The sequence below is a fragment of the Pseudomonas sp. Sample_24 genome (assembly GCF_004307605.1).
Lineage (GTDB): Bacteria > Pseudomonadota > Gammaproteobacteria > Pseudomonadales > Pseudomonadaceae > Aquipseudomonas.
Map to the genome: position 1 here is coordinate 14,270 of NZ_RCNW01000114.1, position 25,643 is coordinate 39,912.

Annotated in this window: 25 protein-coding genes and 1 pseudogene; 23 read left to right on the forward strand and 3 right to left on the reverse strand. The window is 60.9% G+C overall.

Features of this window, described 5'->3' with window-relative positions:
• The first annotated feature begins 10 nt into the window (after window positions 1-10).
• Window positions 11-3,364: a mechanosensitive channel MscK gene (gene mscK / locus D8V06_RS05440; RefSeq protein WP_056852305.1), complete on the forward strand. Its 3,354-nt coding sequence runs from the start codon at window positions 11-13 to the stop codon at window positions 3,362-3,364.
• Between the two features lie 48 nt (window positions 3,365-3,412).
• Window positions 3,413-4,876, forward strand: coding sequence for a protein adenylyltransferase SelO (gene selO / locus D8V06_RS05445; RefSeq protein ID WP_130907014.1), 1,464 nt, complete (start codon window positions 3,413-3,415; stop codon window positions 4,874-4,876).
• 6 nt (window positions 4,877-4,882) lie between these two features.
• Here selO and D8V06_RS05450 read toward each other — a convergent pair whose 3' ends face one another.
• Both D8V06_RS05450 and D8V06_RS05455 read right to left on the reverse strand, forming a co-directional pair.
• The gene (locus D8V06_RS05450) at window positions 4,883-5,284 is read right to left on the reverse strand and encodes a transcriptional regulator (protein WP_130903931.1); all 402 of its coding nucleotides are present in this window, start codon (window positions 5,282-5,284) and stop codon (window positions 4,883-4,885) included.
• Window positions 5,281-5,576, reverse strand: a pseudogene (locus D8V06_RS05455) (type II toxin-antitoxin system HigB family toxin). Before D8V06_RS05455 ends, D8V06_RS05450 begins: the two are co-directional and overlap by 4 nt.
• Before the next feature lie 198 nt (window positions 5,577-5,774).
• Here D8V06_RS05455 and trxC point away from each other — a divergent pair.
• Complete coding sequence (gene trxC / locus D8V06_RS05460; protein WP_130930570.1) at window positions 5,775-6,209, forward strand: thioredoxin TrxC; 435 nt, start codon at window positions 5,775-5,777, stop codon at window positions 6,207-6,209.
• A 103-nt stretch (window positions 6,210-6,312) separates the two neighbouring features.
• On the opposite strand, the gene D8V06_RS05465 is transcribed toward trxC, so the two are convergent.
• Entirely contained in the window at window positions 6,313-7,083 is a 771-nt protein-coding gene (locus D8V06_RS05465) for a ParA family protein (protein WP_056852300.1), read from the reverse strand.
• Window positions 7,084-7,435: 352 nt separating this feature from the next.
• Here D8V06_RS05465 and D8V06_RS05470 point away from each other — a divergent pair, with 352 nt between their 5' ends.
• Genes D8V06_RS05470 through D8V06_RS05565 form a run of 20 tightly spaced genes read left to right on the forward strand, consistent with a single transcriptional unit; the run spans window position 7,436 to window position 25,534 of the window.
• Window positions 7,436-8,161, forward strand: a complete 726-nt coding sequence (locus tag D8V06_RS05470; RefSeq protein WP_130930571.1) for a beta-ketoacyl synthase chain length factor — start codon at window positions 7,436-7,438, stop codon at window positions 8,159-8,161.
• A complete protein-coding gene (locus D8V06_RS05475) occupies window positions 8,137-8,946 on the forward strand; it encodes a lysophospholipid acyltransferase family protein (protein ID WP_056852298.1) in 810 nt (269 codons plus the stop codon). Before D8V06_RS05470 ends, D8V06_RS05475 begins: the two co-directional genes overlap by 25 nt.
• On the forward strand, window positions 8,927-9,187 hold the full coding sequence (locus tag D8V06_RS05480; protein ID WP_056852297.1) for a phosphopantetheine-binding protein: 261 nt from the start codon (window positions 8,927-8,929) through the stop codon (window positions 9,185-9,187). Before D8V06_RS05475 ends, D8V06_RS05480 begins: the two co-directional genes overlap by 20 nt.
• Window positions 9,188-9,196: 9 nt before the next feature.
• Entirely contained in the window at window positions 9,197-9,451 is a 255-nt protein-coding gene (locus D8V06_RS05485) for an acyl carrier protein (RefSeq protein WP_028622164.1), read from the forward strand.
• The gene (locus D8V06_RS05490; protein ID WP_130930572.1) at window positions 9,448-9,993 is read left to right on the forward strand and encodes a hypothetical protein; all 546 of its coding nucleotides are present in this window, start codon (window positions 9,448-9,450) and stop codon (window positions 9,991-9,993) included. Before D8V06_RS05485 ends, D8V06_RS05490 begins: the two co-directional genes overlap by 4 nt.
• Window positions 9,990-11,687 (forward strand): acyl-CoA synthetase family protein, encoded by a 1,698-nt coding sequence (locus tag D8V06_RS05495; RefSeq protein WP_130930573.1) that lies wholly within the window; start codon window positions 9,990-9,992, stop codon window positions 11,685-11,687. Before D8V06_RS05490 ends, D8V06_RS05495 begins: the two co-directional genes overlap by 4 nt.
• The gene (locus D8V06_RS05500) at window positions 11,680-12,414 is read left to right on the forward strand and encodes a glycosyltransferase family 2 protein (RefSeq protein WP_130903925.1); all 735 of its coding nucleotides are present in this window, start codon (window positions 11,680-11,682) and stop codon (window positions 12,412-12,414) included. Before D8V06_RS05495 ends, D8V06_RS05500 begins: the two co-directional genes overlap by 8 nt.
• Window positions 12,411-13,352 (forward strand): glycosyl transferase, encoded by a 942-nt coding sequence (locus tag D8V06_RS05505; protein WP_056852294.1) that lies wholly within the window; start codon window positions 12,411-12,413, stop codon window positions 13,350-13,352. Before D8V06_RS05500 ends, D8V06_RS05505 begins: the two co-directional genes overlap by 4 nt.
• Window positions 13,333-14,877 (forward strand): aromatic amino acid ammonia-lyase, encoded by a 1,545-nt coding sequence (locus tag D8V06_RS05510; RefSeq protein WP_130930574.1) that lies wholly within the window; start codon window positions 13,333-13,335, stop codon window positions 14,875-14,877. The genes D8V06_RS05505 and D8V06_RS05510 overlap by 20 nt, the downstream gene beginning before the upstream one ends.
• The gene (locus tag D8V06_RS05515; protein WP_056852292.1) at window positions 14,870-15,295 is read left to right on the forward strand and encodes an acyl-CoA thioesterase; all 426 of its coding nucleotides are present in this window, start codon (window positions 14,870-14,872) and stop codon (window positions 15,293-15,295) included. Before D8V06_RS05510 ends, D8V06_RS05515 begins: the two co-directional genes overlap by 8 nt.
• On the forward strand, window positions 15,292-15,993 hold the full coding sequence (locus tag D8V06_RS05520) for an outer membrane lipoprotein carrier protein LolA (protein ID WP_130903922.1): 702 nt from the start codon (window positions 15,292-15,294) through the stop codon (window positions 15,991-15,993). Before D8V06_RS05515 ends, D8V06_RS05520 begins: the two co-directional genes overlap by 4 nt.
• Window positions 15,977-18,316: an MMPL family transporter gene (locus tag D8V06_RS05525; RefSeq protein ID WP_130930575.1), complete on the forward strand. Its 2,340-nt coding sequence runs from the start codon at window positions 15,977-15,979 to the stop codon at window positions 18,314-18,316. The genes D8V06_RS05520 and D8V06_RS05525 overlap by 17 nt, the downstream gene beginning before the upstream one ends.
• Entirely contained in the window at window positions 18,313-19,473 is a 1,161-nt protein-coding gene (locus tag D8V06_RS05530; protein ID WP_130930576.1) for a sodium:proton antiporter, read from the forward strand. Before D8V06_RS05525 ends, D8V06_RS05530 begins: the two co-directional genes overlap by 4 nt.
• Window positions 19,460-20,707: an NAD(P)/FAD-dependent oxidoreductase gene (locus D8V06_RS05535; RefSeq protein WP_130930577.1), complete on the forward strand. Its 1,248-nt coding sequence runs from the start codon at window positions 19,460-19,462 to the stop codon at window positions 20,705-20,707. Before D8V06_RS05530 ends, D8V06_RS05535 begins: the two co-directional genes overlap by 14 nt.
• A complete protein-coding gene (locus tag D8V06_RS05540; RefSeq protein ID WP_130903918.1) occupies window positions 20,704-21,429 on the forward strand; it encodes a class I SAM-dependent methyltransferase in 726 nt (241 codons plus the stop codon). The genes D8V06_RS05535 and D8V06_RS05540 overlap by 4 nt, the downstream gene beginning before the upstream one ends.
• Window positions 21,429-21,932: a hypothetical protein gene (locus D8V06_RS05545; protein ID WP_130930578.1), complete on the forward strand. Its 504-nt coding sequence runs from the start codon at window positions 21,429-21,431 to the stop codon at window positions 21,930-21,932. Before D8V06_RS05540 ends, D8V06_RS05545 begins: the two co-directional genes overlap by 1 nt.
• Window positions 21,929-23,125 carry a beta-ketoacyl-[acyl-carrier-protein] synthase family protein gene (locus D8V06_RS05550; RefSeq protein ID WP_130903917.1) on the forward strand — a complete coding sequence of 399 codons (1,197 nt, stop codon included), beginning with the start codon at window positions 21,929-21,931 and terminating at the stop codon, window positions 23,123-23,125. Before D8V06_RS05545 ends, D8V06_RS05550 begins: the two co-directional genes overlap by 4 nt.
• Window positions 23,122-23,583: a hotdog family protein gene (locus tag D8V06_RS05555; RefSeq protein WP_056852285.1), complete on the forward strand. Its 462-nt coding sequence runs from the start codon at window positions 23,122-23,124 to the stop codon at window positions 23,581-23,583. The genes D8V06_RS05550 and D8V06_RS05555 overlap by 4 nt, the downstream gene beginning before the upstream one ends.
• Window positions 23,580-24,308, forward strand: a complete 729-nt coding sequence (gene fabG, locus D8V06_RS05560) for a 3-oxoacyl-ACP reductase FabG (protein WP_130903916.1) — start codon at window positions 23,580-23,582, stop codon at window positions 24,306-24,308. Before D8V06_RS05555 ends, fabG begins: the two co-directional genes overlap by 4 nt.
• A complete protein-coding gene (locus tag D8V06_RS05565) occupies window positions 24,308-25,534 on the forward strand; it encodes a beta-ketoacyl-ACP synthase (protein ID WP_130930579.1) in 1,227 nt (408 codons plus the stop codon). Before fabG ends, D8V06_RS05565 begins: the two co-directional genes overlap by 1 nt.
• The last annotated feature ends 109 nt before the right edge of the window (window positions 25,535-25,643 follow it).

The following is a 25,643-nucleotide window of genomic DNA, read 5'->3' on the forward strand; positions in this document are numbered from 1 at the left end:
ATCGGTCTCTATGTCAAGCCTGCGCACCTTTTTCGTCCTGGCCCTGTTGGGCCTGAGCCTCTCCGTCGGACCTTTGCAAGCCGCCGAACCGCCCTCCCGCGAATCTGTGCAGACGAGTCTGGACAAGATTGCCGACCGCAAATTGCCGGAGGCCGATCAAAAGGCTCTGCAGTCCGTCCTGCAAGGCACGCTGACGCAGCTCAACAATCAGCGTGATTACGAGCAGAAACTCAGCGATCTCAAGCAGCAACTGGCCACCGCGCCCAAGCAAACCATCGAAAACCAGCGTGAGCTGACGCGCCTCAAGGCCAGCGTCGTCGCGCCCGTATCGCAACGCTTCGCAAAAGAGTCGATCCAGCAACTCGAGCAAATGCTCACTGAGCGATCGACCCAGCAAAGCGATCTGCAGAAAGCCCTGGCGGACGCCAACAGCCTGATCATTACTGCACAGACCCGTCCCGAGCGTGCCCAGGCGGAAATTTCCGCCAGCCAGACGCGTATCCAGCAGATCAACAATATGCTCAAGACCGGCAAAGACGCCGGCAAGACCCTGAGCGCCGAGCAGCGCGACCAGCTCAATGCCGAGCTCGCCGCCCTCAACGCCTTGATCCCGCTGCGGCGCCAGGAACTGGCCGGCAATACCCAGCTGCAAGACCTGGGCAACAGCCAGCATGATTTGCTGTCGGAAAAATCCGATCGCCTGGACCGGGAAATCCAGGACCTGCAAAGCCTGATCAATCAGAAGCGCCTGGCTCAATCCCAAGAGACGGTGACGCAGCAGTCGATCGAAGCACAGAAGGCCGGCGGCAGCAGCCTGTTGGCGACTGAAAGCACCGCCAACCTGAAACTCTCGGATTACCTGCTCAAAAGCACTGACCGTCTCAACGAAGTCACCCAGCAGAATCTGCAGACCAAGCAACAGCTGGACAGCGTGACCCAAAGCGATGCGGCGCTGGACGAGCAGATCAGCGTGCTCAAGGGCAGCCTGCTGCTCTCGAAGATTCTCTACAAACAGAAACTGGCCCTGCCGCGCCTCAAGGTCGATCGCGACCTCGCCGACCAGATCGCCGACATTCGGCTGTATCAATTCGAAGTCAGCCAACAACGGGAATTGCTCAGCAACCCGGCCACTTATGTCGACAATCTGCTGGCCGCCCAACCGCCCGAGCAAGTCACCCCGCAGTTGCGCAAAAGCCTCTTGGAACTGGCGACCACGCGTGCCGACCTGCTCGAGCGCCTGAACCGCGAATTGAGCGCAGTGCTCAACGAGTCCATCACCCTGCAGTTGAACCAGAAGCAATTGCTCAGCACCGCGCAAAGCCTGCGTGCGACGCTGGACGAGCAGATGTTCTGGATTCCCAGCAATAAACCGCTGGACCTTGAATGGCTGCGCAGCGTGCCGGATCGCTTGCAACGCCAGGTCGATTCCCTGCCCCTGGCCTCAAGCCTGAGCGAGTTGACTGATGGCCTGACCCAACGACCGCTGCTGTTCCTGCCACTTGCGCTGTTGATCGGCGCCCTGCTGTGGCGTCGCAAGCAACTGTATGCCCGTCTGAACAAGGTTCACCAGGACATCGGCCACTTCAAGCGTGACAGTCAGTGGCACACACCTCAGGCGATTCTGATCAATATCCTGTTGGCGATGCCGGTCTCGTTGGGTCTGGCCCTGTGCGGCCTGGCCCTGCAAATCGACGCCCGAGGGCAAAACGCCAATATGGGCGCGGCGTTGCTGCAAATGGCCCAGGCATGGCTGGTGTTCTACACCGCCTACCGCATCCTCGCACCGGGCGGCGTGGCTGAACTGCATTTCCGCTGGGAAAAACCTCAGGTCGAATTCCTCCGGGGCTGGGTCCGTCGGCTCGGGATGGTGGTGATGGCCCTGGTGGCAGTGGTAGCCGTTGCCGAACTGCAACCGGCCGGGCTCGCCGATGACGTGATCGGCATGCCGGTCGTACTCACTTGCTACGCCTTGATGACATTGCTGCTCAGCCGCCTGCTGGTCAGCAGCCCGACCCACGAAAACGCCTCGCTGTTCCGCAAAGCCGTGGGCGTCATGTTCACCATCCTGCCCGTGGCGCTGTTCGTGGCCGTGTGCTTCGGCTACTACTACACCGCGCTCAAACTCAGCGACCGCCTGATCAACACCTTGTACCTGCTGATGTTCTGGCTGGTGATCGAAGCCACCTTCGTCCGTGGCCTGAGCGTAGCGGCCCGTCGCCTGGCCTATCAGCGCGCCCTCGCCAAGCGGCAGGCGGCCAAGGAGGCCGGCGATGGCGAAGCGGTGATCGAAGAGCCGACCATGGACATCGAGAAGGTCAACGAACAGTCCCTGCGCCTGATTCGCCTGGCCTTGCTCGGCGGGTTCATGGCCTTGCTGTACTGGGTCTGGGCCGACCTGATCACGGTGTTCTCGTACCTGGACAACATCACCCTCTACGAATACACCAGCGGCACCGGCGCCAACATGAGCATGGTGCCGATCAGCATCGGCGACATGCTCGGCGCACTGATCATCATCGGCATTACCTTCGCCCTGGCGCGCAACTTGCCGGGCCTGCTGGAAGTGTTCGTGCTGTCCAAGCTCAACCTGGCCCAGGGCAGTGCTTACGCCACGACGACGTTGCTGTCCTACGTGATCGCCGGCGTCGGTTTCGTTTCCACCCTGTCGACACTCGGGGTGAGCTGGGACAAGTTGCAGTGGCTGGTGGCCGCGCTGTCGGTTGGCCTCGGTTTCGGCATGCAGGAGATCTTCGCCAACTTCATCTCCGGCATCATGATCCTGTTCGAACGCCCGGTGCGGATCGGTGACACCATCACCATCGGCAACCTGTCGGGCACGGTGAGCAAGATCCGCATCCGCGCCACGACCATCACCGACTTCGACCGCAAGGACATCATTGTCCCGAACAAGACGTTCATTACCGGGCAGCTGATCAACTGGTCGCTGACCGACACCATCACACGGGTGACCCTCAAACTCGGCGTCGATTACGGTTCGGACCTGGACCTGGTCAAAGAGCTGCTGCTGAAGGCCGCGCGGGATAACCCACGCGTGCTAAAAGATCCGGAACCCCACGTGTATTTCCTGAACTTCGGTGAAAGCACTCTCGACCACGAACTGCGCATGCACGTGCGCGACCTCGGCGACCGCAACCCGGTGCTCGACGAGGTCAACCGCTTCATCAATCGGGAGTTCAAGAAGCAGCACATCAACATCTCGTTCCGGCAGATGGAGGTTTACCTGAAGAACCTGCACGGACAGGAATACAAGATGGTGCCGATCGAGCCGGAAGCGAAAACCATTGTGCCGATAAAGGATGGCAAGCAACCGCCACAAATGCCGCCCGCCGCCAAACTCGACTAACCGGACTTTCCCCAGCAGAATGCTCGGACATTCTGCTGGAGCCGGCCCTTGAAAGCCCTCGACGAACTGACCTTCGATAATCGCTTCGACCGCTTGGGCGATACGTTTTCCGCCCACGTGCTGCCCGAGCCCATCGACAACCCGCGCCTCGTAGTCGCTAGCCCTGCCGCCATGGCGCTGCTGGACCTTGACCCGGCCGTGGCCGAAACCCCGGAGTTCGCCGAGCTGTTCAGCGGCCATAAGCTCTGGGCCGATGCGGTTCCTCGGGCAATGGTCTATTCCGGGCATCAGTTCGGTTCGTACAACCCGCAACTGGGCGACGGTCGGGGCCTGTTGCTGGGTGAGGTGTACAACGAGGCCGGCGAACACTGGGACCTGCACCTCAAGGGTGCCGGCCAGACACCGTTTTCGCGCATGGGCGATGGTCGTGCGGTGCTGCGCTCCTCGATCCGCGAATTCCTTGCTTCTGAAGCGTTGCACGCGCTGAACATCCCGACCACACGAGCACTGTGCGTGATCGGCTCCGACACCCCGGTCTGGCGCGAAAAACAGGAACGCGCCGCCATGGTCCTGCGCCTGGCACCGAGCCATGTGCGCTTCGGACATTTCGAGTATTTCTACTACACCAAGCGCCCCGAAAAACAGAAAGAGCTCGGCGATCACGTGCTGGCCATGCATTTCCCGCAATGCCTGGAACAACCGGAACCGTATCTGGCCATGTTCCGCGAAATCGTCGAACGCAACGCCGAGCTGATCGCCAAGTGGCAAGCCTACGGCTTCTGCCACGGGGTGATGAATACCGACAACATGTCGATCCTCGGCATTACCTTCGATTTCGGCCCGTTCGCCTTCCTCGACGACTTCGACGCCAACTTCATCTGCAACCACTCCGATGACCAGGGCCGCTATTCCTTCAGCAACCAGGTGCCGATCGGACAGTGGAACCTCAGCGCCCTGGCCCAGGCCTTGACGCCGTTCATCAGCGTCGAGGCCCTGCGCGAAACCCTCGGCCTGTACCTGCCACTGTTCCAGGCCCATTACCTCGACCTGATGCGCCGTCGTCTTGGCTTCACCACGGCTGAAGACGACGACCAGAAGCTGCTGGAACACCTGCTGCAACTGATGCAAAACAGCGGCGTCGATTACAGCCTGTTCTTCCGCCGCCTGGGCGACGAATCACCGGAGGCGGCCGTCGCCCGCTTGCGTGATGACTTCGTCGACCTCAAGGGCTTCGATGCCTGGGGCGAGCTCTACATCGCCCGGGTTGCCCGCGAAGGCGCGCTTGATCAAGCGCAGCGTCGGCAACGGATGCACGCGGTGAATCCGCTGTACATCCTGCGCAATTATCTGGCGCAAAAGGCTATCGATGCGGCAGAGAGCGGCGACTACTCGGAGGTTCGGCGCCTGCACACGGTGCTGAGCAAGCCGTTCGAGGAACAGCCGGGAATGGAAAGCTACGCCGAACGGCCGCCGGAGTGGGGCAAGCATCTGGAGATCAGTTGTTCTTCCTGAATCCGGTCATATGAAGGTTTCCACCGACACACCAAAGCGTTCGGCCAACCAGCGGATCTGCCGCAGGTTGAGCTGACGCTTCCCGCTCAGAATCTCGGATACCACTGACTGGGGGCCGACTCCGGGTAGATCGCTCTGTGTCAGGCCGTGTTCGCGCATCATGTAACCAAGCACTTCGGCACCCGTAGCTTCGGGCATAGGGTGATGTTTGTGATCCCACTCTTCAATCCAGTCACCGATGATGTCCACCAGACTCATCAGGGGGTGTGACTCGTCAACTCCGGTCATCTCGAGTAACTCGTCGAGTGCCTGCACCAGAGTGTCATAGTCGTCTTCGTTCTTGGGCTTGCGCAGCAATGGCGCAACGAACTCCCAATGCTCGGCCGCGTTTTTGATCAGAACACTCATGATCTTCCCTCCTTCCATTTACCGCGGTCATATTCGCGGTGATCCAGCACATGCTTGATGTAGATTTTTTGATGCTGATATCGAACATAGGAATCAGCCGTAATTTGTTTCCGCCAATATCAAAAACGTGAAACTCACCGACCTTGTCGGTTGCGGGAAACGAAGATTTCATGGCCGAAAAATCAGTTGGCTTGACGCGCTTTGCCAATCGATACCACTGGTCCAGCGCGCTGGCCGCCAGCGGCCACTTTACTTTGGCGTCCCGGATACGCTTTTCGGAAAACACTCGCATGCAACATCCTTATCGCATTTTGCTATGGAGGAGTTAATCACAAGGATTTTTTATCGCAACATGCGATACATCTAAACAGACCAACGGTCTCAATCAGATCCTTGTCTCAGCCTAGTTTCAGCTTCAGTTGCTGCACGATTGAAAATATAAGCAAACGTCTCCAACTAGCCGTTATCAGTTCTCTATTGGATATCGCCCATGACCAATCCTCTCCTCATCCCCTGCCCCCACTGCAATGGCCTCAACCGCATCCCGGCCGAACGCCTGAACGATCATCCCAAATGCGGACGCTGCAAAGCCGAGGTCTTGTTGAACAAGCCGTTTGAACTGAAACAAGGTGACTACGCCAGCCAGATCAAGGGTGATTTGCCGTTGCTGGTGGACGTGTGGGCGGACTGGTGCGGGCCGTGCAAGTCGTTTGCGCCGGTATTTGAACAAGCGGCAGCGCAACTGGCGGGCAAGTGCCGGCTGGCCAAGCTGGACAGTGAGGCCAATCAGCAATTATCAGCCCAGCTGGGGATTCGCTCGATCCCGAGCCTGATCCTGTTCAAGAACGGCCGGGAAGTCGCACGCCAGAGCGGGGCGTTTCCATTGCCGCAGTTGATGAGCTGGCTGCGCAGTCAGGGGATCTGAAACAGCGCAGCCCTTGTGTGAGCGAGTCAGTCGGCGAGGATGTGGATGTCAAACCTCATCGCAAGCAGGGCTCACTCCTGAAGGTTGTGTGTATGACCAAATATCAGGCGTTTTCCAGCAGGTTGTGCAGCTCGACGAATTGCTGCGTCAGCTTGTGTCTTGGATCGAGATGGATCAGCGGCGTATTGGCCTGGTGGGATTCGCGCATGCGCACCGAAGAGGCCAGATACACCGGCAACACCGGCAGCCCCTCAGCGATCAGTTCGTCGAGAATTTGCTGCGGCAGGCTGGCTCGGGCCTGAAACTGGTTGACGACGATGCCTTCAACTTCCAGGCCTTCGTTGTGGTCCTCCTTCAGCTCTTCGATTTCCGCCAGCAGGCCGTAAAGAGCCTGGCGCGAAAAACTGTCGCAATCGAAGGGAATCAGCACGCGATCAGCGGCAATCAGCGCTGAAACGGCGTAAAAATTGAGCGCTGGAGGGGTATCGAGGTAAATCCGGTCATAGTCTTCGCTCAGCTCTTCCAGCAACTTCCTCAGCTTATTGATCTTGTGCTTGGCCTCGAGCTTGGGCTGCAAGTCCGCCAGTTCAGCCGTGGCGGTGACGACATGGAGGTTATCGAACGGCGTTTCGTAGATATCGACCTGGTTTTTTCTGGAGAACGGCCCGGAAGACAGGGTTTGCTTGAAAAAATCGGCAATCCCCATGGGAATGTCATTGCCGGTGAGCCCCGTCAGGTATTGAGTGGAATTGGCCTGGGCATCGAGGTCAACCAAAAGGGTGCGAAAACCCTCGTTGGCGCTGACCGCCGCCAAATTGCAGGCAATGCTGGATTTGCCCACGCCACCTTTCTGATTGAACACCACGCGCCGCATGTCAAAACCTCCGTGTATCAAAGAATGACCGAGTGTAGTGGTGCATGGCGTTGCTTAGCTACCTCCCGGAATGGGGACTGCACAGTCAGTCGTCGTCTCGCACCAAAAAACGGGAAACATCAGAGCCATACGCAGCAATGGCCGACAAACGGCATGATGAAAATGTGAATAATTGCCAAACGTTCATTTTTCGCCAACCAGGCGGTACATCTTGCTGAGCAAAATGTAACCAGCATTTGCTACGCGTTCGTCGCACCGGGATAATGCGCACCACTCGGCGCCAAGCGCCACGTAGGGTGTGCCGTGCATTTGCGCACTCATCGCGTCAAGAAAGCCCGCAGGGGCGGGATGAATGTCTGTGATCAATTTCAACATCGCCCAGTGGCGCGCGTGGGCCCCGGGGCTCGAAAGCGTGGACGATTGGCAAGCCTGGAGTCGACGACCGGTCGTACTCCCGGGCAGCGATGCGGCCCCGGATGTCTCGTTTCTGCCGGCCATGCAGCGCCGACGCCTCAGTCGGCTGGCAAGGATGGCATTCAGTATCGCCTGGCCCCTGGCCGAAGGTCGTCAGGACTTGCCGCTGGTCTTTGTTTCCCGTCATGGTGAAACCCCGCGCACCTTCGACATTCTCAGTGAGTTGGCCGTTGAACAGCCGCTGTCGCCCACTCAATTCAGTCTTTCTGTGCACAACGCGATCATTGGCCTGTGGTCGATCATGCGCGCTGAAACCAGCGAGATGACCGCCCTTGCCGCAGCCGGCGATGGCCTGGAACACGGCATGCTGGAAGCCGCGGCCTTGCTGAATGAGGGTGCGCCGGCCGTGTTGCTGGTGGTAACCGAGGAACAGCCCCCCGAAGCCTATTCGACGTGGATTGATGACGTGCCGTTTCCGTACGCCCTCGGCCTGCTGATCACGCCAGGCAACGACTGGCAGCTGTCCCTGAACAGCCCCTCGGATGCGTTGTCCAAGTCTCGCTGGCCCCATGCACTGAATCTGTTGAAAACGCTGCTGGGCCAGCAAACCACCTGCCAACATGCCTGGAAAAATCGTGTATGGACCTGGCAACGCAATCCATGATCGAGAAAAACCGCGACGCCTACTACTGGCGCCTGCTGGCAACTGCTGCAAGCTTTACCCTGTTCGGACTGGGCGGGCTGTGCCTGCGCGTGGTGGTTTTTCCGTTGCTCGGCTGTTTGCCGGGCGATGCCCGGACCCATCGCCTGCGCGCGCGGCATACGGTCAGCCGTTGCTTCTGGTTTTTCGTGCGGTTCATGGCTCGCGCCGGCGTGCTGACCTATGACATTCAGGGCGAGGAAAAACTCGGACGCCCGGGGCAGATGATCATCGCCAATCATCCCTCGCTGATCGACGTGGTATTCCTGATCGGGCTGGTGCGCCACGCCAACTGCGTGGTCAAGCAAAGCCTCTGGGAAAACCCTTTCACCCGCGGCCCGCTACGCCGTACCGAATACATCAGCAACGACGGCAGCATGGACATGCTCGATGCCGCCGCCGATGCATTGAAAGAGGGTCAAACCCTGATCATCTTTCCCGAAGGCACCCGCACCCAGCCGGGCCAGGCACCGGCCTTTCATCGGGGAGGAGCGGCAATTGCCGTGCGGGGTGCGAAAATCCTCACCCCCGTGGTGATCAGGGTCAATCCGACCACGTTGACCAAAGCGGAGCCCTGGTATCGGATCCCAAAGCGTCGTGTGCACTTCAGTTTTCGCGTCGGGGCCGATATAGACCCACAGGCCTTCGCTGCGCTGGGCCCAGCGCCTCAAGCCTCGCGCAAGCTCAATGATTACCTACATTCGTACTTTATTAAGGAGCTCGCCGAAGATGAGCGATCTGCACCGTGATATCAAAATGCTTATCATCGACGCCCTTGGCCTCGAAGACATCAGTGCCGACGACATCGGCGATGACCAGACGCTCTTCGGCGAAGGCTTGGGCCTGGACTCTGTCGATGCTCTGGAACTCGGCCTGGCCATCCAGAAAAAATACGGCATCAAAATCGATGCCGACGCCAAGGACACGCGTAATCATTTCAGCAACGTGGCGAGCCTTGCGGCGTTCGTCACCGCAAAACAGGCAGCTTGAGACCGGACCATGCAAACTCGTGACGACATTTTCAACACCCTGCGCGATGCCTTGGTCGAGCTGTTTGAACTGGAGCCCGAGCGCGTCAGCCTCGAATCCAACCTGTATCAGGATCTGGAAATCGACAGCATCGACGCGGTTGACCTGATCGACCACATCAAACGTCAGACCGGCAAGAAAATCGCCGCCGAAGAATTCAAATCGGTGCGTACCGTCAGCGACGTCGTCGAGGCGGTCTACCGTCTGGTTCAACCGGCCGCATGAGCCGACTGATCGGCCTTGGCCTGCTGCTGGCAGGCCTGCTGTACCCCTTTGCGGTGTATTTCGGCATGGAGCATTTTGCGCCGTGGCAATTCGGTTTGCTGCTGGGCAGCCTGTGGCTGGCCCGCGCACTGAGCGGCCGACAAAAGCCCGGCAGCCTGTGGATGGCCGCGGCAGCCATCGTCTTTTGCCTGCTGCTGGCGCTGTTCAACAGCCCGGCGTTGTTGCGTTGGTATCCGGTGCTGATCAGCGGTTTCATGCTGGCGCTGTTCGGATCGAGTCTGATGTACGGCCCGCCAATGGTCGAACGCCTGGCCCGTCTGCGCGAACCGCACTTGCCCGCCAAGGCCATTCGCTATACCCGCCAGGTGACCATCGCCTGGAGCGTGTTTTTTCTGTGCAACGGTTTGTGCGCCGCCGCCCTGACGCTGTGGGCGCCACTGAACTGGTGGATGTTGTACACCGGTCTTATTTCCTACGGATTGATAGGCCTGATGTTTGCCATTGAATGGCTGATACGACAACGGGTACGAGGCCACCCATGAATTGGATAAAACTTGAGCAGCTGCTGCTCAAGGCCGAGCCGCAGCGAGCCGTAACGGCCGAGCCGCCGCTCGATCACGCACATCTGTGTGCCCAGGCCCTGAGCCTGGCCGCCGGCCTGCAAGCCCAGGGTGTGCAGCGCATTGCCGTGCACCTTGAAGACGCCGCCGATCTGGCGATTGCCCTGCTGGGTGCCTGGCGTGCCGGGGTCAGCGTATTGCTGCCCGCAGACTTGCAAGCGCAAACCCGCCAGCGCTGGTCGAAGGAAGTGGACCTGTGGCTCACCGATCAGCCCGACGATGCTCAGCTGAGCGCTTACCGACATGCACCGCTCAGCGCCGCCGCACTGGATCTGGATCAATGCCGGCTGAGCCTGTGCACGTCCGGATCCAGTGGCGAGCCCAAGCGCATCGAAAAAAACCTGCGGCAATTGGCCAATGAGGTCCAAGCCCTGGAACAGCTGTGGGGCGCCGATCTCGGCCCGGCATGCATCATCGGCAGCGTTGCCACCCAACACATCTACGGCCTGCTGTTCCGCGTGCTCTGGCCACTGTGTGCCGGACGCCCGTTCACGCGCAGGCAACTGGCGTTTCCGGAAGACCTGCAACGCGCCAGTCGCCAGCATCCGGCTTTCGCCTGGGTGGCCAGCCCGGCACTGCTCAAGCGCATGGGCGACAACCTCGACTGGCCCGCCATGAGCGCAGTGCGCCGGGTATTTTCTTCCGGCGGCGCGTTGCCGGCCGAGGCGGCTAAGATTTTGTACCAACGCCTCCATCAATGGCCGACAGAAATTTTTGGCAGCTCGGAAACCGGCGGCATCGCCTGGCGCCAGGGGCCAACGCTCTGGCAACCCTTCGCCGATGTCGCCTTGAGCCAGGACGCTGACGGCGCACTGCTCATCGCCTCACCCTACTTGCCCGCCGGCCATGTCGAACATACCGCCGATGCCGCGCGAATTGTCGCTGACGGCCGTTTCGAGTTGCTGGGGCGGCTGGACCGAATCGTCAAACTGGAAGAAAAGCGTATTTCGCTACCGATGCTGGAACAGGCGTTGATGACCCATGCATGGGTGGCCGAAGCGCGCCTTGGCGTCGTCCAGGAAAATCGCGCTTCACTGGGTGCATTGCTGGTCCTGACAGAAGCGGGCCTTCATGCCTTGCGCAATCAAGGACGACGCACGCTCACTGAACAATTGCGCCAACACCTGAGCCAGCATTGCGAAGCGCTGGCCCTGCCACGGCGCTGGCGCTTGCTGCGACAACTACCGCTGAACACCCAGGGAAAACTGCCCCAGGCCGACGTCGAAGCCTTGCTGCTGGCGCCGCGCCCCAAGGCGCCGCAAATTCTGGAACAGCTCGAAACCGAAGGCGAGTGGAGCCTGCAACTGGCCGTGCCGCCGGATCTTGCCTATTTCAGTGGTCACTTCCCCACGGCACCGGTATTGCCCGGCGTGGTGCAAGTGGAGTGGGCGCTGAACCTCGGCCAGCAATTGATGAACTTGCCGGAAAAGTTCGCCGGCATGGAAGTGCTGAAATTCCAGCAACTGGTGCGTCCGGGGGATGAAGTCCAATTGCACCTGCGTTTCGACCCGGTCCGCAGCAAACTGTACTTTGCCTATCGCAATGAGACCGCCACCTGCTCCAGCGGGCGGATTTTGCTGGAACCCGCACTTGCAGGTGCAAACCAGCATGCATAGCCCCTGCGCAGTCATTCCGGTGTACAACCACGAAAGTGCAATCACCACCGTGGTCGATGCGCTGATTGCCCGCCATCTGCCGTGCATTCTGGTGGATGATGCCAGCAGCCCGGCGTGCGCCAGGGTACTTGATCGACTGGCGCAACGCGAAATGGTCTACCTGATTCGCCTCGCTGCCAATCAGGGCAAGGGCGGCGCGGTCATGACCGGCCTGCGTGAAGCGTCGCGCCTGGGTTTCAGCCACGCCTTGCAAGTGGACGCCGACGGCCAGCATGACCTGCAAGACGTGCAACGCTTTATCGAACTGTCGCGCAAGCATCCGCAAGCGGTGATCTGCGGCTACCCGAAGTACGATGAAAGCGTGCCTAAAGGCCGCTTGTACGCCCGCTACCTGACCCACGTCATGGTCTGGATCAACACCCTGTCGCTGCAGATTCGCGACTCGATGTGCGGCTTCCGTGTGTATCCGCTGCCGCCGGTTCTGGCACTGATCGAGTCGGCAAAAATCGGCAAACGCATGGATTTCGACTCGGACATCCTGGTACGCCTGGCCTGGCGCAACCAACCGATGCAATGGCTGCAAACCAAAGTGCATTACCCGCTGGACGGTGTTTCGCATTTCCGCCTGTTCTACGACAACGTACTGATATCGAGCATGCACACCCGGCTGTTTTTCGGCATGTTGCTGCGTTCACCGGTGATCCTCTGGCGGCGGTGGCGAGCATGAACGCGCAAAAGCAACACTGGGCCGACCGCGAAGAGCGCGGCAGTTTCTGGCTGATGAAATTTACCGCGGTCGCCGCCAAAGTGCTTGGCCGTCGCCTGCTGAGCCCGCTGCTGTACGGCATCGTCCTGTATTTCTTCCTGTTCGGCCGCAGCGCCCGCCACAGTGCCTGGCAATATCAGCAACGCCTGGCCGAGTGGAGCGGTCGCAATGAATTGCGCCCGAGCCATTGGCGAGTGTTCGGCCAGTTCATGGCCTTCGCCGACTCCATGCTCGACAAACTCGACGTGTGGAACGGCAAGTTGAGCATCGAGCAGATCGAAATCATCGACCCGGCGCTGCTGCGCAATCAGTTGCGCGGTACTCGCGGGCAGATGCTGGTGGGCGCTCACCTGGGCAATCTCGAAGTCTGCCGCGCACTGGCGGAAATCGGCGAAAAGGTCACTATGAATGTGCTGGTGCACACCAAACACGCCGAGCAATTCAACCGCTTGCTCGGCGAAGCCGGCGCGACCAATCTGCGCCTGATCCAGGTCAGCGAACTGGACCCGGTGATCATGCTGCAACTGCACGAGCGCCTGGAGCGCGGCGAGTGGCTGGCGATTGCCGGCGACCGCGTGCCACTGCATGGCGGGCGCAGCGTGACAGTGGATTTCCTTGGCCATCCGGCCAGGTTTCCGCAAGGGCCGTGGCTGTTGGCCGGTTTGTTGAAATGCCCGGTCAACCTGTTGCTGTGCCTGAAGAAACCCGACGGTGACTATCGCCTGACCATTGAGCCTTTTGCGGACTCGATTATCTGGAAACGTACGGATCGCGAGCAGGTCATTCATCAGTGGGCCTCCCGCTACGCCGAGCGCCTGAGTCACTATTGCCTCGACGCGCCTCAACAATGGTTCAACTTTTACCCTTTCTGGAAGACCGATGACGACGCCAACGCTTGAGCCGGTAACCTTCGGCGAACTCCCTTTGCGCATCGAAGACGTGCTGGCCCTGGCCAACCGCCAGGCGCCGGCGCAATTGCAGAGCGACGCTGCCTACCGCGAGCGCATCGCCAAGGGCGCTCGTTTCCTCGACTCTCTGCTGGACAAGGAAGGCGTGATCTACGGCGTGACCACCGGTTACGGCGATTCCTGTGTGGTGGCGGTGCCGCTGCATCACGTCGAAGCGCTGCCGCAGCATCTGTACACCTTCCACGGTTGCGGGTTGGGCAAATTGCTCGACGCCCAGGCCACCCGTGCGGTGCTGGCGGCGCGGTTGCAGTCACTGTGCCACGGCGTGTCGGGGGTGCGGGTGGAACTGCTGGCACGCCTGCAAGCCTTCCTTGAATACGACATTCTGCCGCTGATTCCGGAAGAGGGCTCGGTCGGCGCCAGCGGCGATCTGACGCCGCTGTCCTACGTCGCCGCCACGCTGTCTGGTGAACGCGAAGTGATGTTCCGCGGCGAACGCCGCCAGTCCGCCGAGGTGCATCGCGAGCTCGGCTGGCAACCGCTGGTGCTGCGTCCGAAAGAAGCCCTGGCGCTGATGAACGGCACCGCCGTGATGACTGGCCTCGCCTGCCTGGCCTTCGCCCGCGCCGACTACCTGCTGCGACTGGCGACGCGCATCACCGCGCTGAACGTGGTCGCGCTGCAAGGTAATCCCGAGCATTTCGACGAGCGCCTGTTCGCCGCCAAACCCCATCCGGGGCAGATGCAAGTCGCCGCGTGGCTGCGCAAGGATCTGGCGATCGACGCCCCGACCGCACCGCTGCATCGCCTGCAAGACCGCTATTCCCTGCGTTGCGCGCCCCATGTCCTTGGCGTGCTGGCCGATAGCCTGAACTGGTTGCGTTCATTCATTGAAATCGAGCTCAACAGCGCCAACGACAACCCGATCATCGATGCCGAAGCCGAACGTGTTTTGCATGGCGGGCACTTCTATGGCGGCCACATCGCGTTCGCCATGGACAGTTTGAAAAACCTGGTCGCCAACGTCGCCGACCTATTGGACCGGCAACTCGCCCTGCTGGTGGATGAGCGCTACAACCACGGTTTGCCGAGCAATCTCTCCGGTGCCACAGCCGACCGAGCGATGCTCAACCACGGTTTCAAGGCCGTGCAGATCGGCACCAGTGCCTGGACCGCCGAAGCATTGAAAAACACCATGCCGGCCAGCGTGTTCTCGCGTTCCACCGAGTGTCACAACCAGGACAAGGTGAGCATGGGCACCATCGCCGCCCGCGATGCGATCCGTGTACTGGAATTGACCGAACAGGTCGCCGCCGCCACATTGCTCGCCGCCAACCAAGGCGTCTGGCTGCGTGGTCAGGCCGAGGACGCGCGACCGTTGCCGCCAGCGCTCGCGGCCATGCACGAAGCGTTGGGCAAAGACTTCCCGCCGGTCATCGAAGATCGTGCGCTGGAAGGCGAACTGCGCCTGTGCCTGAAACGGATCGCCGAACAACACTGGAGGCTGCATGCGTAGCAAGGGAGTGCTGCACACCGATACGGAAATCCTCGTACCGTTCTTTGACGTCGACAGCATGAACGTCGTCTGGCACGGTCATTACGTCAAATACCTGGAAATCGCCCGTTGCGCGTTGCTGGACAAGATCGGCCACAACTACACCGCGATGTCCGACTCGGGTTACGCGTGGCCGGTGATCGACCTGCAATTGCGCTACGTGCGCGGTGCGGTGTTCGGCCAGAAGCTCAACGTGCGAGCCAATCTGGTGGAATGGGAAAACCGTCTGAAGATCAACTACCTGATCAGCGATGCGCAAACCGGCGAACGCCTGACCCGCGCGGTTTCCGTGCAAGTCGCGGTCGACATGAGCAACCGCGAGATGTTGTTGGCTTCCCCCAAAGTCTTCACCGACGCCGTCGAAAGGGCCTTGCCATGATGTTCCGCCACCCCCGGTCCCCTGTGGGAGCTGGCTTGCCAGCGATGGTCGTTAACGATGACGCCGGGGCCAAACCCTGCGGCGTTCTCGGGTTTTTCGCGAGCAGGCTCGCTCCTGCAGTGTTGTGCGTGGTGTTGGGCATTCCGGGGCTGGCTCAGGCATTCGATCTGCAACAGCTCAGCGATCAACTGGCCAAGCCCGACGTCATCCACGGCAACTTCATCCAGGAAAAGCACCTGCGTGCCCTGCCCCAGCCACTGACCAGCAAAGGCACGTTTGTCCTGGCGAAAAAATACGGTCTGCTGTGGCTACTGAAAACCCCGTTACAACAGGATTACCGCATCACCACCCAAGGTATTGCCCGACGCGACGGCAACAGCTGGCAGATGCTGCCTGGCAAAAGCGCGGGCGCCGAGCAGAACCGTTTGTTCCTCGCTGTGCTGCAAGGCGACAGCAGCGGCCTGCAACGGGATTTCGAACTGTCCTTGAGCGGCGACGCGCAGAACTGGAAACTGACCCTGCTACCGCGTTCGATGCTGCTCAAGCAGGTGTTCAACCAGATCAACATTGCCGGCGGTGAACTGGTGCACAGCATCGAATTGCTTGAAACCCAGGGCGACCGCACCCTGTTGCGCATGCAGGACAGCACCAGTGCCCAACCCTTGAGCGACGCGGAGCAACATGACTTTGCCCAGTGAACGCAGGCTGCCGTGGCTATTCGTGATCCTGCTGCTGGCCGTGGTGGCGCTCGCCGGTTGGCAATGGCGCAACGGTGCACCGTTGTCGGCCAACCTGATGGAACTGGTGCCGGGCACTGCGCCCGACGCTCTGGAACTGCGCGCCGAACAACGCATGCAGGAACCACTGAATCGCGAAATGCTGGTACTGGTCGGCCATGAACATCGTGAGCAGGCCATCGCCATGGCGCAAAAACTCGGCGATCAATGGCAGGCCAGTGGTTTGTTCGAGAAGGTCCAGTGGAACCTGCAAGCCGATTTGCCGGCGCTGCGCACGCAACTGTTGCAGGGCCGTTTGTCGATGCTCTCGGCGGACGATCGCCAGCAATTGATCGAGCATCCCGACGCCTTTATCCAGCAACGCGTACAAGCGCTGTTCGACCCTTTCACCGGCTTCAGCCTGGTGCCAAGCCAGGACGACTGGCTGGGCCTGACCGGACGCATCCAGAACAGCCAGCCGCAGCACGGTGCGGTGCAACTGGACCTCGGCAGCGGCGCGTTGATTGCCGATGCCGACGGCAAGAGCTGGGTACTGCTGCGCGCCCGCACCACCGGCAACGCCTTCGACATGAGCCTGCCGCTGCAAGTGGCCGATCTGCTTGCGCAAAGCCGCGAAGAAGCCGCTACGTCTGACGTGCAACTGCTGGCCGCCAGCGGCCTGCTCTATGCCGCCAATGGTCAGAAACAGGCGTCCCGTGAGATGACCTGGGTCGGCGGTGGTGCCACCGTCGGCATCCTGTTGTTGTTGCTTCTGGCCTTCCGCCGCTGGCGTGTGTTGCTGGCATTTGTCCCGGTGCTGGTGGGCATGCTGTTCGGCGCGGTGGCGTGTGTGGCACTGTTCGGTCATATGCACGTGATGACACTGGTGCTGGGGTCGAGCCTGATCGGCGTCGCGGTCGATTATCCATTGCACTATTTGTCCAAGAGCTGGAGCCTGAAACCCTGGCAAAGCTGGCCAGCGCTACGCCTGACTTTGCCGGGCCTGACATTGAGCCTGATCACCAGCGCCATCGGCTACCTGGCCCTGGCCTGGACGCCGTTCCCCGCGCTGACCCAGATTGCGGTGTTCTCCGCCGCCGGTCTGCTGGGAGCTTATCTGTCCGCCGTATGCCTGTTGCCGGCGCTGCTCAAGGGTGTGGAGTTGCGCCCGGCGCAATGGCCGCTGCAGGTTTCCGAGTTTTTGCTGGCTCGTCGCGAAGACTTGCTCAAGATCCTGAGCACGCCGGTGCTGCTGGTTCTGCTGCTCGCTTTCTGTGTCGCTGGCCTGCTGCAACTGCAAACGAAAAACGACATTCGCCAATGGGTCGGTGCACCGCAGCAATTGACCGACGAAGCACAAACCATCGCACGGATCACCGGCTATCAACCCACCAGCCAGTTCTTCCTGGTGCGGGCCGCCAACCAACAGCAATTGCTCGAACGATCAAGTGCCTTGAGCGAACGTCTGGATCAGTTGGTCAATCTGGAAAAACTTCAGGGCTATCTGTCGCTCGACCAATTGGTCAGCCCGTCAAATGACCAGCAACACGTTCGCCAAGCCTTGGGCAAACTGCCGCAGTTCTGGCAGCCGCTGCTGGATGTCGGCGTGCCGATCGCGACATTGCAAGCAGAGTTGACCCAGCTGCAAGCACTGCCCGTCGAAGACATCGACAGTGCCCTGGCCGGGCCGCTGGCGGAACCTTATCGCTTGTTGTGGCTGGGGCCGACCGATGACGGCGTAGCGGCCATGGTCAGCCTGCAAGGCATCACCAACCCGAACTTGCTGCAAGTCCAGGCTGAAGATTTACCGGGGGTGGTACTGGTGGATCGACTGGGTGAGCTGAACCGTGTTTTCGCTGCCACTCAAATCAGCGCTGCCGAACTGAAACTCGCTTCCTGTGTGCTGATCGTGCTGGTGTTGGTCGTGCCGTTCGGCTTTGGCGGCGCACTGCGCATTGTGTCCCTGCCGCTGCTGGCCGCTCTGTGCAGCCTGGCCAGCCTCGGTTGGCTGGGGCAGCCGCTGACGCTGTTCAGCCTGTTCGGCCTGCTGCTGGTGACGGCGATCAGCGTCGACTACGCGATCCTCATGCGCGAACAGGTCGGTGGCGCCGCCGTGAGCCTGTTGGGCACCTTGCTGGCGGCATTGACCACTTGGCTGTCGTTCGGCTTGCTGGCGGTGTCCAGTACGCCCGCGGTGAGTAATTTCGGCTTGTCGGTTAGCCTGGGGCTGATCTTCAGTTTCCTGCTTGCCCCCTGGGCCGGGCGCCACATGCATGCGCTACCTGTTGCGGAGCCGACAACATGATGATCGTTGTGTTTTGGCTAATGGCCCTGGCGTTGTTCGCCGTGGCGACTCGCGTCGGTCGCCACGTCGGCCTGATCCCGATCGTCAGCCAATTGTTGCTGGCGACCATTGGCCTGCCGCTGTTGATGTTCTTCTGGATCGAGCCGCAATGGCAACTGAGCGGCGCGGCGCTGGTGTCGCCCATCTGGCTGAAAAACCTCTACAGCCTGAGTTTTGCACTGCTGTTGGGCTATATCCTCAGCGATGTGATCGATCTGCAACTGGACCGCCGAAGCCTGAAAATCGCTCTGCCGAGTTTCTGTATTCCGTTCGTCTGCGGCCTCGCCACCGCGGTCTGGCTGCTGCCGCCGCAACCGTGGATCAGCTCGCTGGCCGTAGGTTTGTTGTTTGCCATCACTGCGATTCCAGTGTTGTACCTGTACCTGCGACACATCGATTACCCGCCAGCCGCCACCCGTCGACTGGTACAGACCGCGATCCTGATCGACCTCGCCTGCTGGACCCTCTTTGCCCTCGCCCAAGGCAGCCTGCACCTGGGCAGTCTCCTGCTGCCCTTGGCCGGTGCCTGCCTGCCCGTGTTGCTGCGGCTACTCGGACTGCGCCAGACCTGGCTCTACAGCCTGGGCTTTTTCGCCCTGCTGGTGGTCGCCGAACACTACAAGCTCAATGCGCTGATTTTCGGCATCGGTTATGTGTTGATCATGGCCGCGCTGAAGGCGCCGCTGGTGCTGCCGCTGCCGGCGATCTGGATGAGCCGCCTGCAGACCTACATCGCCATCCCGTTGATCCTCACCTTCGGCATCGTGCAGATCAACGTGCACAGCGCGATGGACAGCCTTGGCTGGCTGCAACTGGTGGCGCTGCTGCTGTTGCCGATCGCCAGCAAACTGCTGGGCAACTGGATCGGCCTGGGCTGGGCCGACGCCTCGTTCCAGGGCGCCAGTCGCTGGCGCGAAAGCGTGCTGCTGAACATTCGCGGCTTGAGTGAGATCGTCTTTCTCAACCTGCTGCTGCAACAACAGCTGATCAGCCCGGCGCTGTACTTTGCGTTGATGCTGATGGGCCTGGTCGCGACACTGCTGCCGGCACTCGCCGGTATGCACCGAATTCCCCTGAACGCTGCCGCCCCGGCAAGGAGCCCTCATGCCAACCGTTGAATTGCAACGTCGCCCGATCGTGGTCATCGGGGCCGGCCCTTCCGGCGCTATCGCCGCTGCGCTGCTCAAACGCAAGGGCCATGATGTGCTGGTCATCGAGCGACAGCATTTCCCCCGGTTTTCCATCGGCGAGAGCCTGCTGTCGCATTGCCTGGATTTCGTCGAAGAAGCGGGCATGCTCGATGCCGTCAACGCGGCCGGCTTCCAGCTGAAGACCGGTGCTGCGTTCGCCTGGGGCGAGCGCTACAGCAGCTTCGATTTCGGCGATACGTTCACCCAAGGCAAACCGACAACGTTTCAGGTCCAGCGCGCCGACTTCGACAAGCTGCTGGCCGATCAGGCCGCCCTGCAAGGTGTGGAGATCCGTTACGGCGAAACCATTGTCAGCGTCGATATCGATCAAGCCAAGCCACTGCTCGGCGTCAGGCGTGAGGATGGCAGTGAGTATCGGATCGAAGCGGATTTCATGCTCGATGCCAGCGGTTACGGACGTGTCCTGCCACGCTTGCTCGACCTGGAGGCGCCGTCGAATTTCCCGCTGCGCCAGGCCGTGTTCACCCACGTCGAAGACCATATCGACAACCCGAATTTCGACCGCAGCAAGATCCTTGTCACCACGCACCCTACCCAGCGCGATATCTGGTTCTGGACCATCCCGTTCAGCAACGGACGTTGCTCGGTCGGCGTGGTCGCTTCAGCGGAACATTTCGAGGGTTGCAGCGACAATCTGGACGATTGCCTGCGCGGCTTCATTGCCGAAACGCCGAGCCTCGCCGGCGTATTGACCAACGCCGTTTGGGACACACCGGCGCGTACCATCGGCGGGTACTCGGCCAACGTCAAAACCCTGCACGGGCCGGGTTTTGCCTTGCTGGGCAACGCGGCGGAATTCCTCGATCCGGTGTTTTCCTCCGGCGTGACCATCGCCATGCGTTCGGCGAGCATGGCCGCTGCGGTTTTGCACCGTCAGTTGCAAGGCGAAACCGTCGACTGGCAACGCGAGTTCGCCGAACCGCTCAAGCGCGGTGTCGATACCTTCCGCTGCTACGTCGAGGGCTGGTATGCCGGGACTTTCCAGGACGTGATTTATTTCCCTGGCGGTGCCCCGGACATTCGCCGCATGATCAGTTCGATCCTCGCCGGTTATGCCTGGGATGAGCGCAACCCGTTCGTCGCCGAGCCCAAACGCCGACTGCGGATGTTGTCGCAGCTGTGTTCAAGGGACGCCACATGAGCTACTTGAGCAACACTTACGTCGAAGAGACCCGTTTCGGGCTTTGGTTCCTGCGCAGCCACACCTGGCAGCATCATGTGCTGCGCGTGGCGATCAATGATCTGCAGCGCCTGTTCGGCGACGTGTTGCCAAGCCGTCCGGTGTTGCTGGACGCCGGTTGCGGTCAAGGCAAGTCATTTCGCTATCTGCAACAGGCCTTCATGCCCGAGCGTCTGATCGGCGTGGACGCCGACCCGCAAAGCCTGAACCAGAGCCGCGCAGAAGCAGCTGGCCAAGGTTTGACGGTAGAATTGCTCGGCAGCGATTGCGCGACCCTGGCCGTGCCCGACGCCAGCGTCGACCTGCTGTTCTGTCACCAGACATTCCATCATCTGGTCGAGCAGGAACAGGCACTCGCCGAGTTCTATCGCGTGCTCAAGCCGGGTGGTTACCTGCTGTTCGCGGAATCCACCGAGGCTTACATTGATACCTGGGTGATTCGCTGGTTGTTCCGCCACCCGATGCACGTGCAAAAGAGTGCCGCGCAGTATCTGGCGATGATTCGTCGACAGGGTTTTCAATTCACGGAAAAAAACGTGTCCTATCCGTACCTGTGGTGGAGCCGCGCCAGGGATTTCGGCCTGCTTGAACGTATGGGCTTGCGCCAACCGAAGCCTTTTGGCCAACGGGAAGAAACGCTGGTCAATGTGGTGGCGCGCAAACCTCTTGAAGGTGCTGTGTGATGTTTTTCGTCAACCGCTTCGCCATGCGATTTCTTCTATCGGTCGCAGTCCTGCTGCTCAGCGCCTGTGCCAGCCAGCCGCCGCTACCCGAAAAAAACCCGAGCCTTTCGTTGCCTTTGCAATTTCACATCCAGCGCTTGCAGGCCGAACAGCGTCAAGACTGGGTACTGGTGATCCAGCGTGAAGGTCCGGCCATTCGCTGGTCGATGATGGACCTGCTGGGCATTCCCCAGGCACGCCAGAAACTGGTCGACGGCTCGTGGCGCGCCGATGGCCTGCTGCCGCCCAACCCGGAAGCCCGAGAACTGTTCGCCGCGTTGCTGTTCGCGCTGACCCCGAAAGACGAGCTACAGAGCAACTACCCCAGCGCCTGGCAACACGGCGCGCAACGTTCGCTGCCAGCGCGCTGGGACGTTCATTATTCACAACCCTCGAGCTTCGAATTGAGTTTGCCAAAAGGCCCGAATTATCAAATCACGCCCCTGAGCGGTGACACCCCATGACGGCCTACCTGAACGCCCTCGGGGTGATTTGCTCGCTGGGGCGCGGCAAGGCGCAAGTCGCCCGCAACCTGTTCGCTGGCGACTGCTCCGGCATGCGCAGTGAAGCTGGCTGGGTGCCGGAGCGTTCGTTGCCCGTAGGCGCGGTGCAGGGCGAGCTTGCGGCGATTCCGCCACAGCTGAGTCGGCAGCGCAGCCGCAACAATCAACTGTTGCTCGAAGCCGCCCTGCAAATTCGCCAGGACATCGATCAAGCGATCCAGACCTACGGTCGTCATCGCATCGGCGTGGTGCTCGGCACCAGCACCTCGGGCATCGATGAGGCCAGTCAGGGGCTGGCTCAGTACGTGCGCGAGCAGCAGTTCCCGAACGAATATGACTATGAGCAACAGGAACTCGGCGCACCGGCAAATTTCCTCGCCGACTGGTTGCAACTGAGCGGTCCCGCCTATGTGATTTCCACCGCCTGCACCTCCAGCGCCCGGGCATTGATGAGCGCCCGGAGACTGCTCGATCTGGGCGTTTGCGACGTGGTGCTGTGCGGTGGCGTCGACACATTGTGCAAGCTGACCCTTAATGGTTTCTCAGCGTTGGAGGCGGTGTCCGGGCAACGCTGCAATCCGTTCTCGGTAAACCGCAACGGCATCAACATCGGTGAAGCGGCGGTGCTGTTCCTGATGAGCAAACAGTCCAGTGACAGCCAGGCGATTGCCTTGCTGGGCAGCGGCGCCAGCTCCGATGCCCATCACATTTCCGCGCCGGAACCGACCGGCCGTGGAGCCCGACAAGCGATGCGCAAGGCTTTGAACCAGGCCCAATTACAGCCCGAACAAATCGGCTACCTGAACCTGCACGGCACCGCTACCCAGCACAACGACGCCATGGAAAGTCAGGCAGTGAATGCGCTGTTTGCGCAAGGTGTCCCCTGCTCGTCGACCAAACCCATGACCGGTCATACCCTCGGCGCCGCCGGGGCACTGGAAGCGGCGTTCTGCTGGTTGAGCCTGAGCAAGGACAACCACGCGCACGCCCTGCCGCCGCACATCTGGGATGGCCAACCGGACCCGGCGTTACCGCCCCTGAAATGGGTGACCCCGGCCGATCGAATGGCGTCCACAGGACCTCGCTTCCTGATGAGCAATTCCTTTGCCTTCGGTGGCAACAACGTCAGCCTGATTATCGGAGACGCCCCATGATTGACTGGCCGCTCGCCGAACTGCTGCCTCACGCCGGCGACATGATCTTTATCGATCAGATCCTGGCATTCGATGACGAGCAGATTCACACCCGCCTCACCGTCAAGCCTGATGGCTTGTTCAGCCTGCCTGACGGCAGTTTGCCGGCCTGGGTTGGCATCGAACTGATGGCCCAGAGCGTCGCCGCCTTCGCCGGTTGTCATGCGCGCCAGCGCGGCGAAACGGTGGCCTTGGGCTTTCTGCTCGGCAGCCGCAAGTTCGAGTGCAACGTCGAAAACTTCCCGGCCGGCAGCGAGTTGACCATCCACGGCATCCGCTCGCTGGAGGACGACAACGGCATGGGCGTGTTCGAATGCCACATCGACGGGCCAGGCATTCACGCCACCGCCCGCCTGAACGTGTACCGCCCGCCGCAGGCGGCTCAATATCTTCATGAACCCGCAGGAGTCCAGTCATGACTGAATCCGTACTGGTCACCGGTTCCAGCCGTGGTATCGGCCGCGCCATCGCCTTGCGCCTGGCCCAGGCCGGGCATGACATCGTGTTGCATTGCCGCAGTGGACTGACCGAGGCCATGGCCGTGCAAGCCGACATCGAAGCCTTGGGACGCAAGGCACGCATCCTGCAATTCGACGTCAGCGACCGCGCCATGTGCAAAGCGATGCTTGAGGCCGACGTCGAAACCCACGGCGCCTATTACGGCGTGGTGCTCAACGCCGGCCTGACCCGTGATGGTGCTTTTCCGGCACTGAGCGAGGATGATTGGGATGTGGTGATGCGCACCAACCTCGACGGTTTCTACAACGTGTTGCACCCGGTGATGATGCCGATGATCCGTCGTCGCGCCGCCGGGCGGATTGTCTGCATCACGTCGGTGTCCGGCCTGATCGGCAACCGGGGCCAGGTCAACTACAGCGCCTCCAAGGCCGGCCTGATCGGCGCGGCGAAAGCATTGGCGATTGAACTGGGCAAGCGCAAAATTACCGTTAACTGTGTCGCCCCCGGCCTGATCGACACGGCCATGCTCGACGAAAACGTGCCGGTGGAAGAACTGATGAAAATGATTCCCGCACAACGCATGGGCACACCTGAAGAGGTGGCAGGCGCAGTGAATTTCCTGATGTCCGCGGAAGCCTCGTACATCACCCGGCAGGTTCTGGCCGTCAACGGAGGCCTGTGCTGATGAAGCGCGTCGTCGTCACCGGCATGGCCGGCATCACCTCACTCGGCAGCGATTGGCAGACCATCGTCGGCAACTTCGCCGCCAACCGCAGCGGCATCCGCCGGATGGACGAGTGGGATCGATTCACCGAGCTCAACACGCGCCTGGCGGGGCCTATCGACGACTTCAAGGTGCCGAGCCACTGGACCCGTAAGCAACTGCGCAGCATGGGCCGTGTTTCCCGGCTGGCAGTCGGCGCGGCGGAACAGGCGTTGACGGACGCCGGACTGCTCGACGACGAATCGATCAAGGATGGACGCATGGGCGTCGCCTGCGGTTCGTCCACCGGCAGCACCGACGAGATCAAGGCGTTCGGCAACATGCTGCTCAATTCGGTGGCCGAGGGCCTGAACGCCAACTCGTATGTGCGGATGATGCCGCACACCACGGCGGCCAATATCAGCATTTTCTTCGGCCTCACCGGCCGCCTGATCCCGACGTCAAGCGCCTGCACCAGCGGCAGCCAGGGCATCGGCTATGCCTACGAGGCCATCAAGTTCGGCCGCTTGCCGCTGATGCTCGCCGGCGGCGCCGAAGAGCTGTGCCCGACCGAAGCCATGGTTTTCGACGCGCTCTACGCCACTAGCCTGAAGAACGACACCCCGCAGTTGTCGCCACGTCCTTATGACAGCGGCCGCGACGGCCTGGTGATCGGTGAAGGGGGTGGCATGCTGGTGCTCGAAGAGCTGGAGCACGCCCTCGCGCGCGGCGCACGCATCCATGCCGAAATCGTCGGTTTCGGCAGCAACGCCGACGGCCAGCACACCACCCGTCCCGAACAAGTCACCATGCGTCGGGCGATGGAATTGGCACTGGAAGACGCGGGGCTGCAACCGTCGGATATCGGTTACGTCAACGGCCACGGCACTGCCACCGAACAGGGCGACATCGCCGAAACCCAGGCCACCAGCAGCCTGTTTGGCGAACACATGCCCATCAGCTCGCAAAAGAGCTTCCTCGGCCACACCCTCGGCGCCTGCGGTGCGCTGGAGTCCTGGTTCAGCATCGAAATGATGAACCGCGACCTCTACGCCCATACCCTCAACCTCGACGACGTCGACCCGCATTGCGGCAAGCTGGACTACTTGCGCGGCGAGTTCCGGCAGATGAGCAACCGTTACGTGATGAACAACAATTTTGCGTTTGGCGGGGTGAATACTTCGCTGATTTTCAAGCGCTGGTCGTAACGCGGCAAACTACCGAACGACTTTGAATTTTCGGTGTACTTGCGGACGCTTTCGCGGGCAAGCCCGCTTGTGTCGTCCGCAGAAGCGAGGCTCACATCGAACCCCGTGG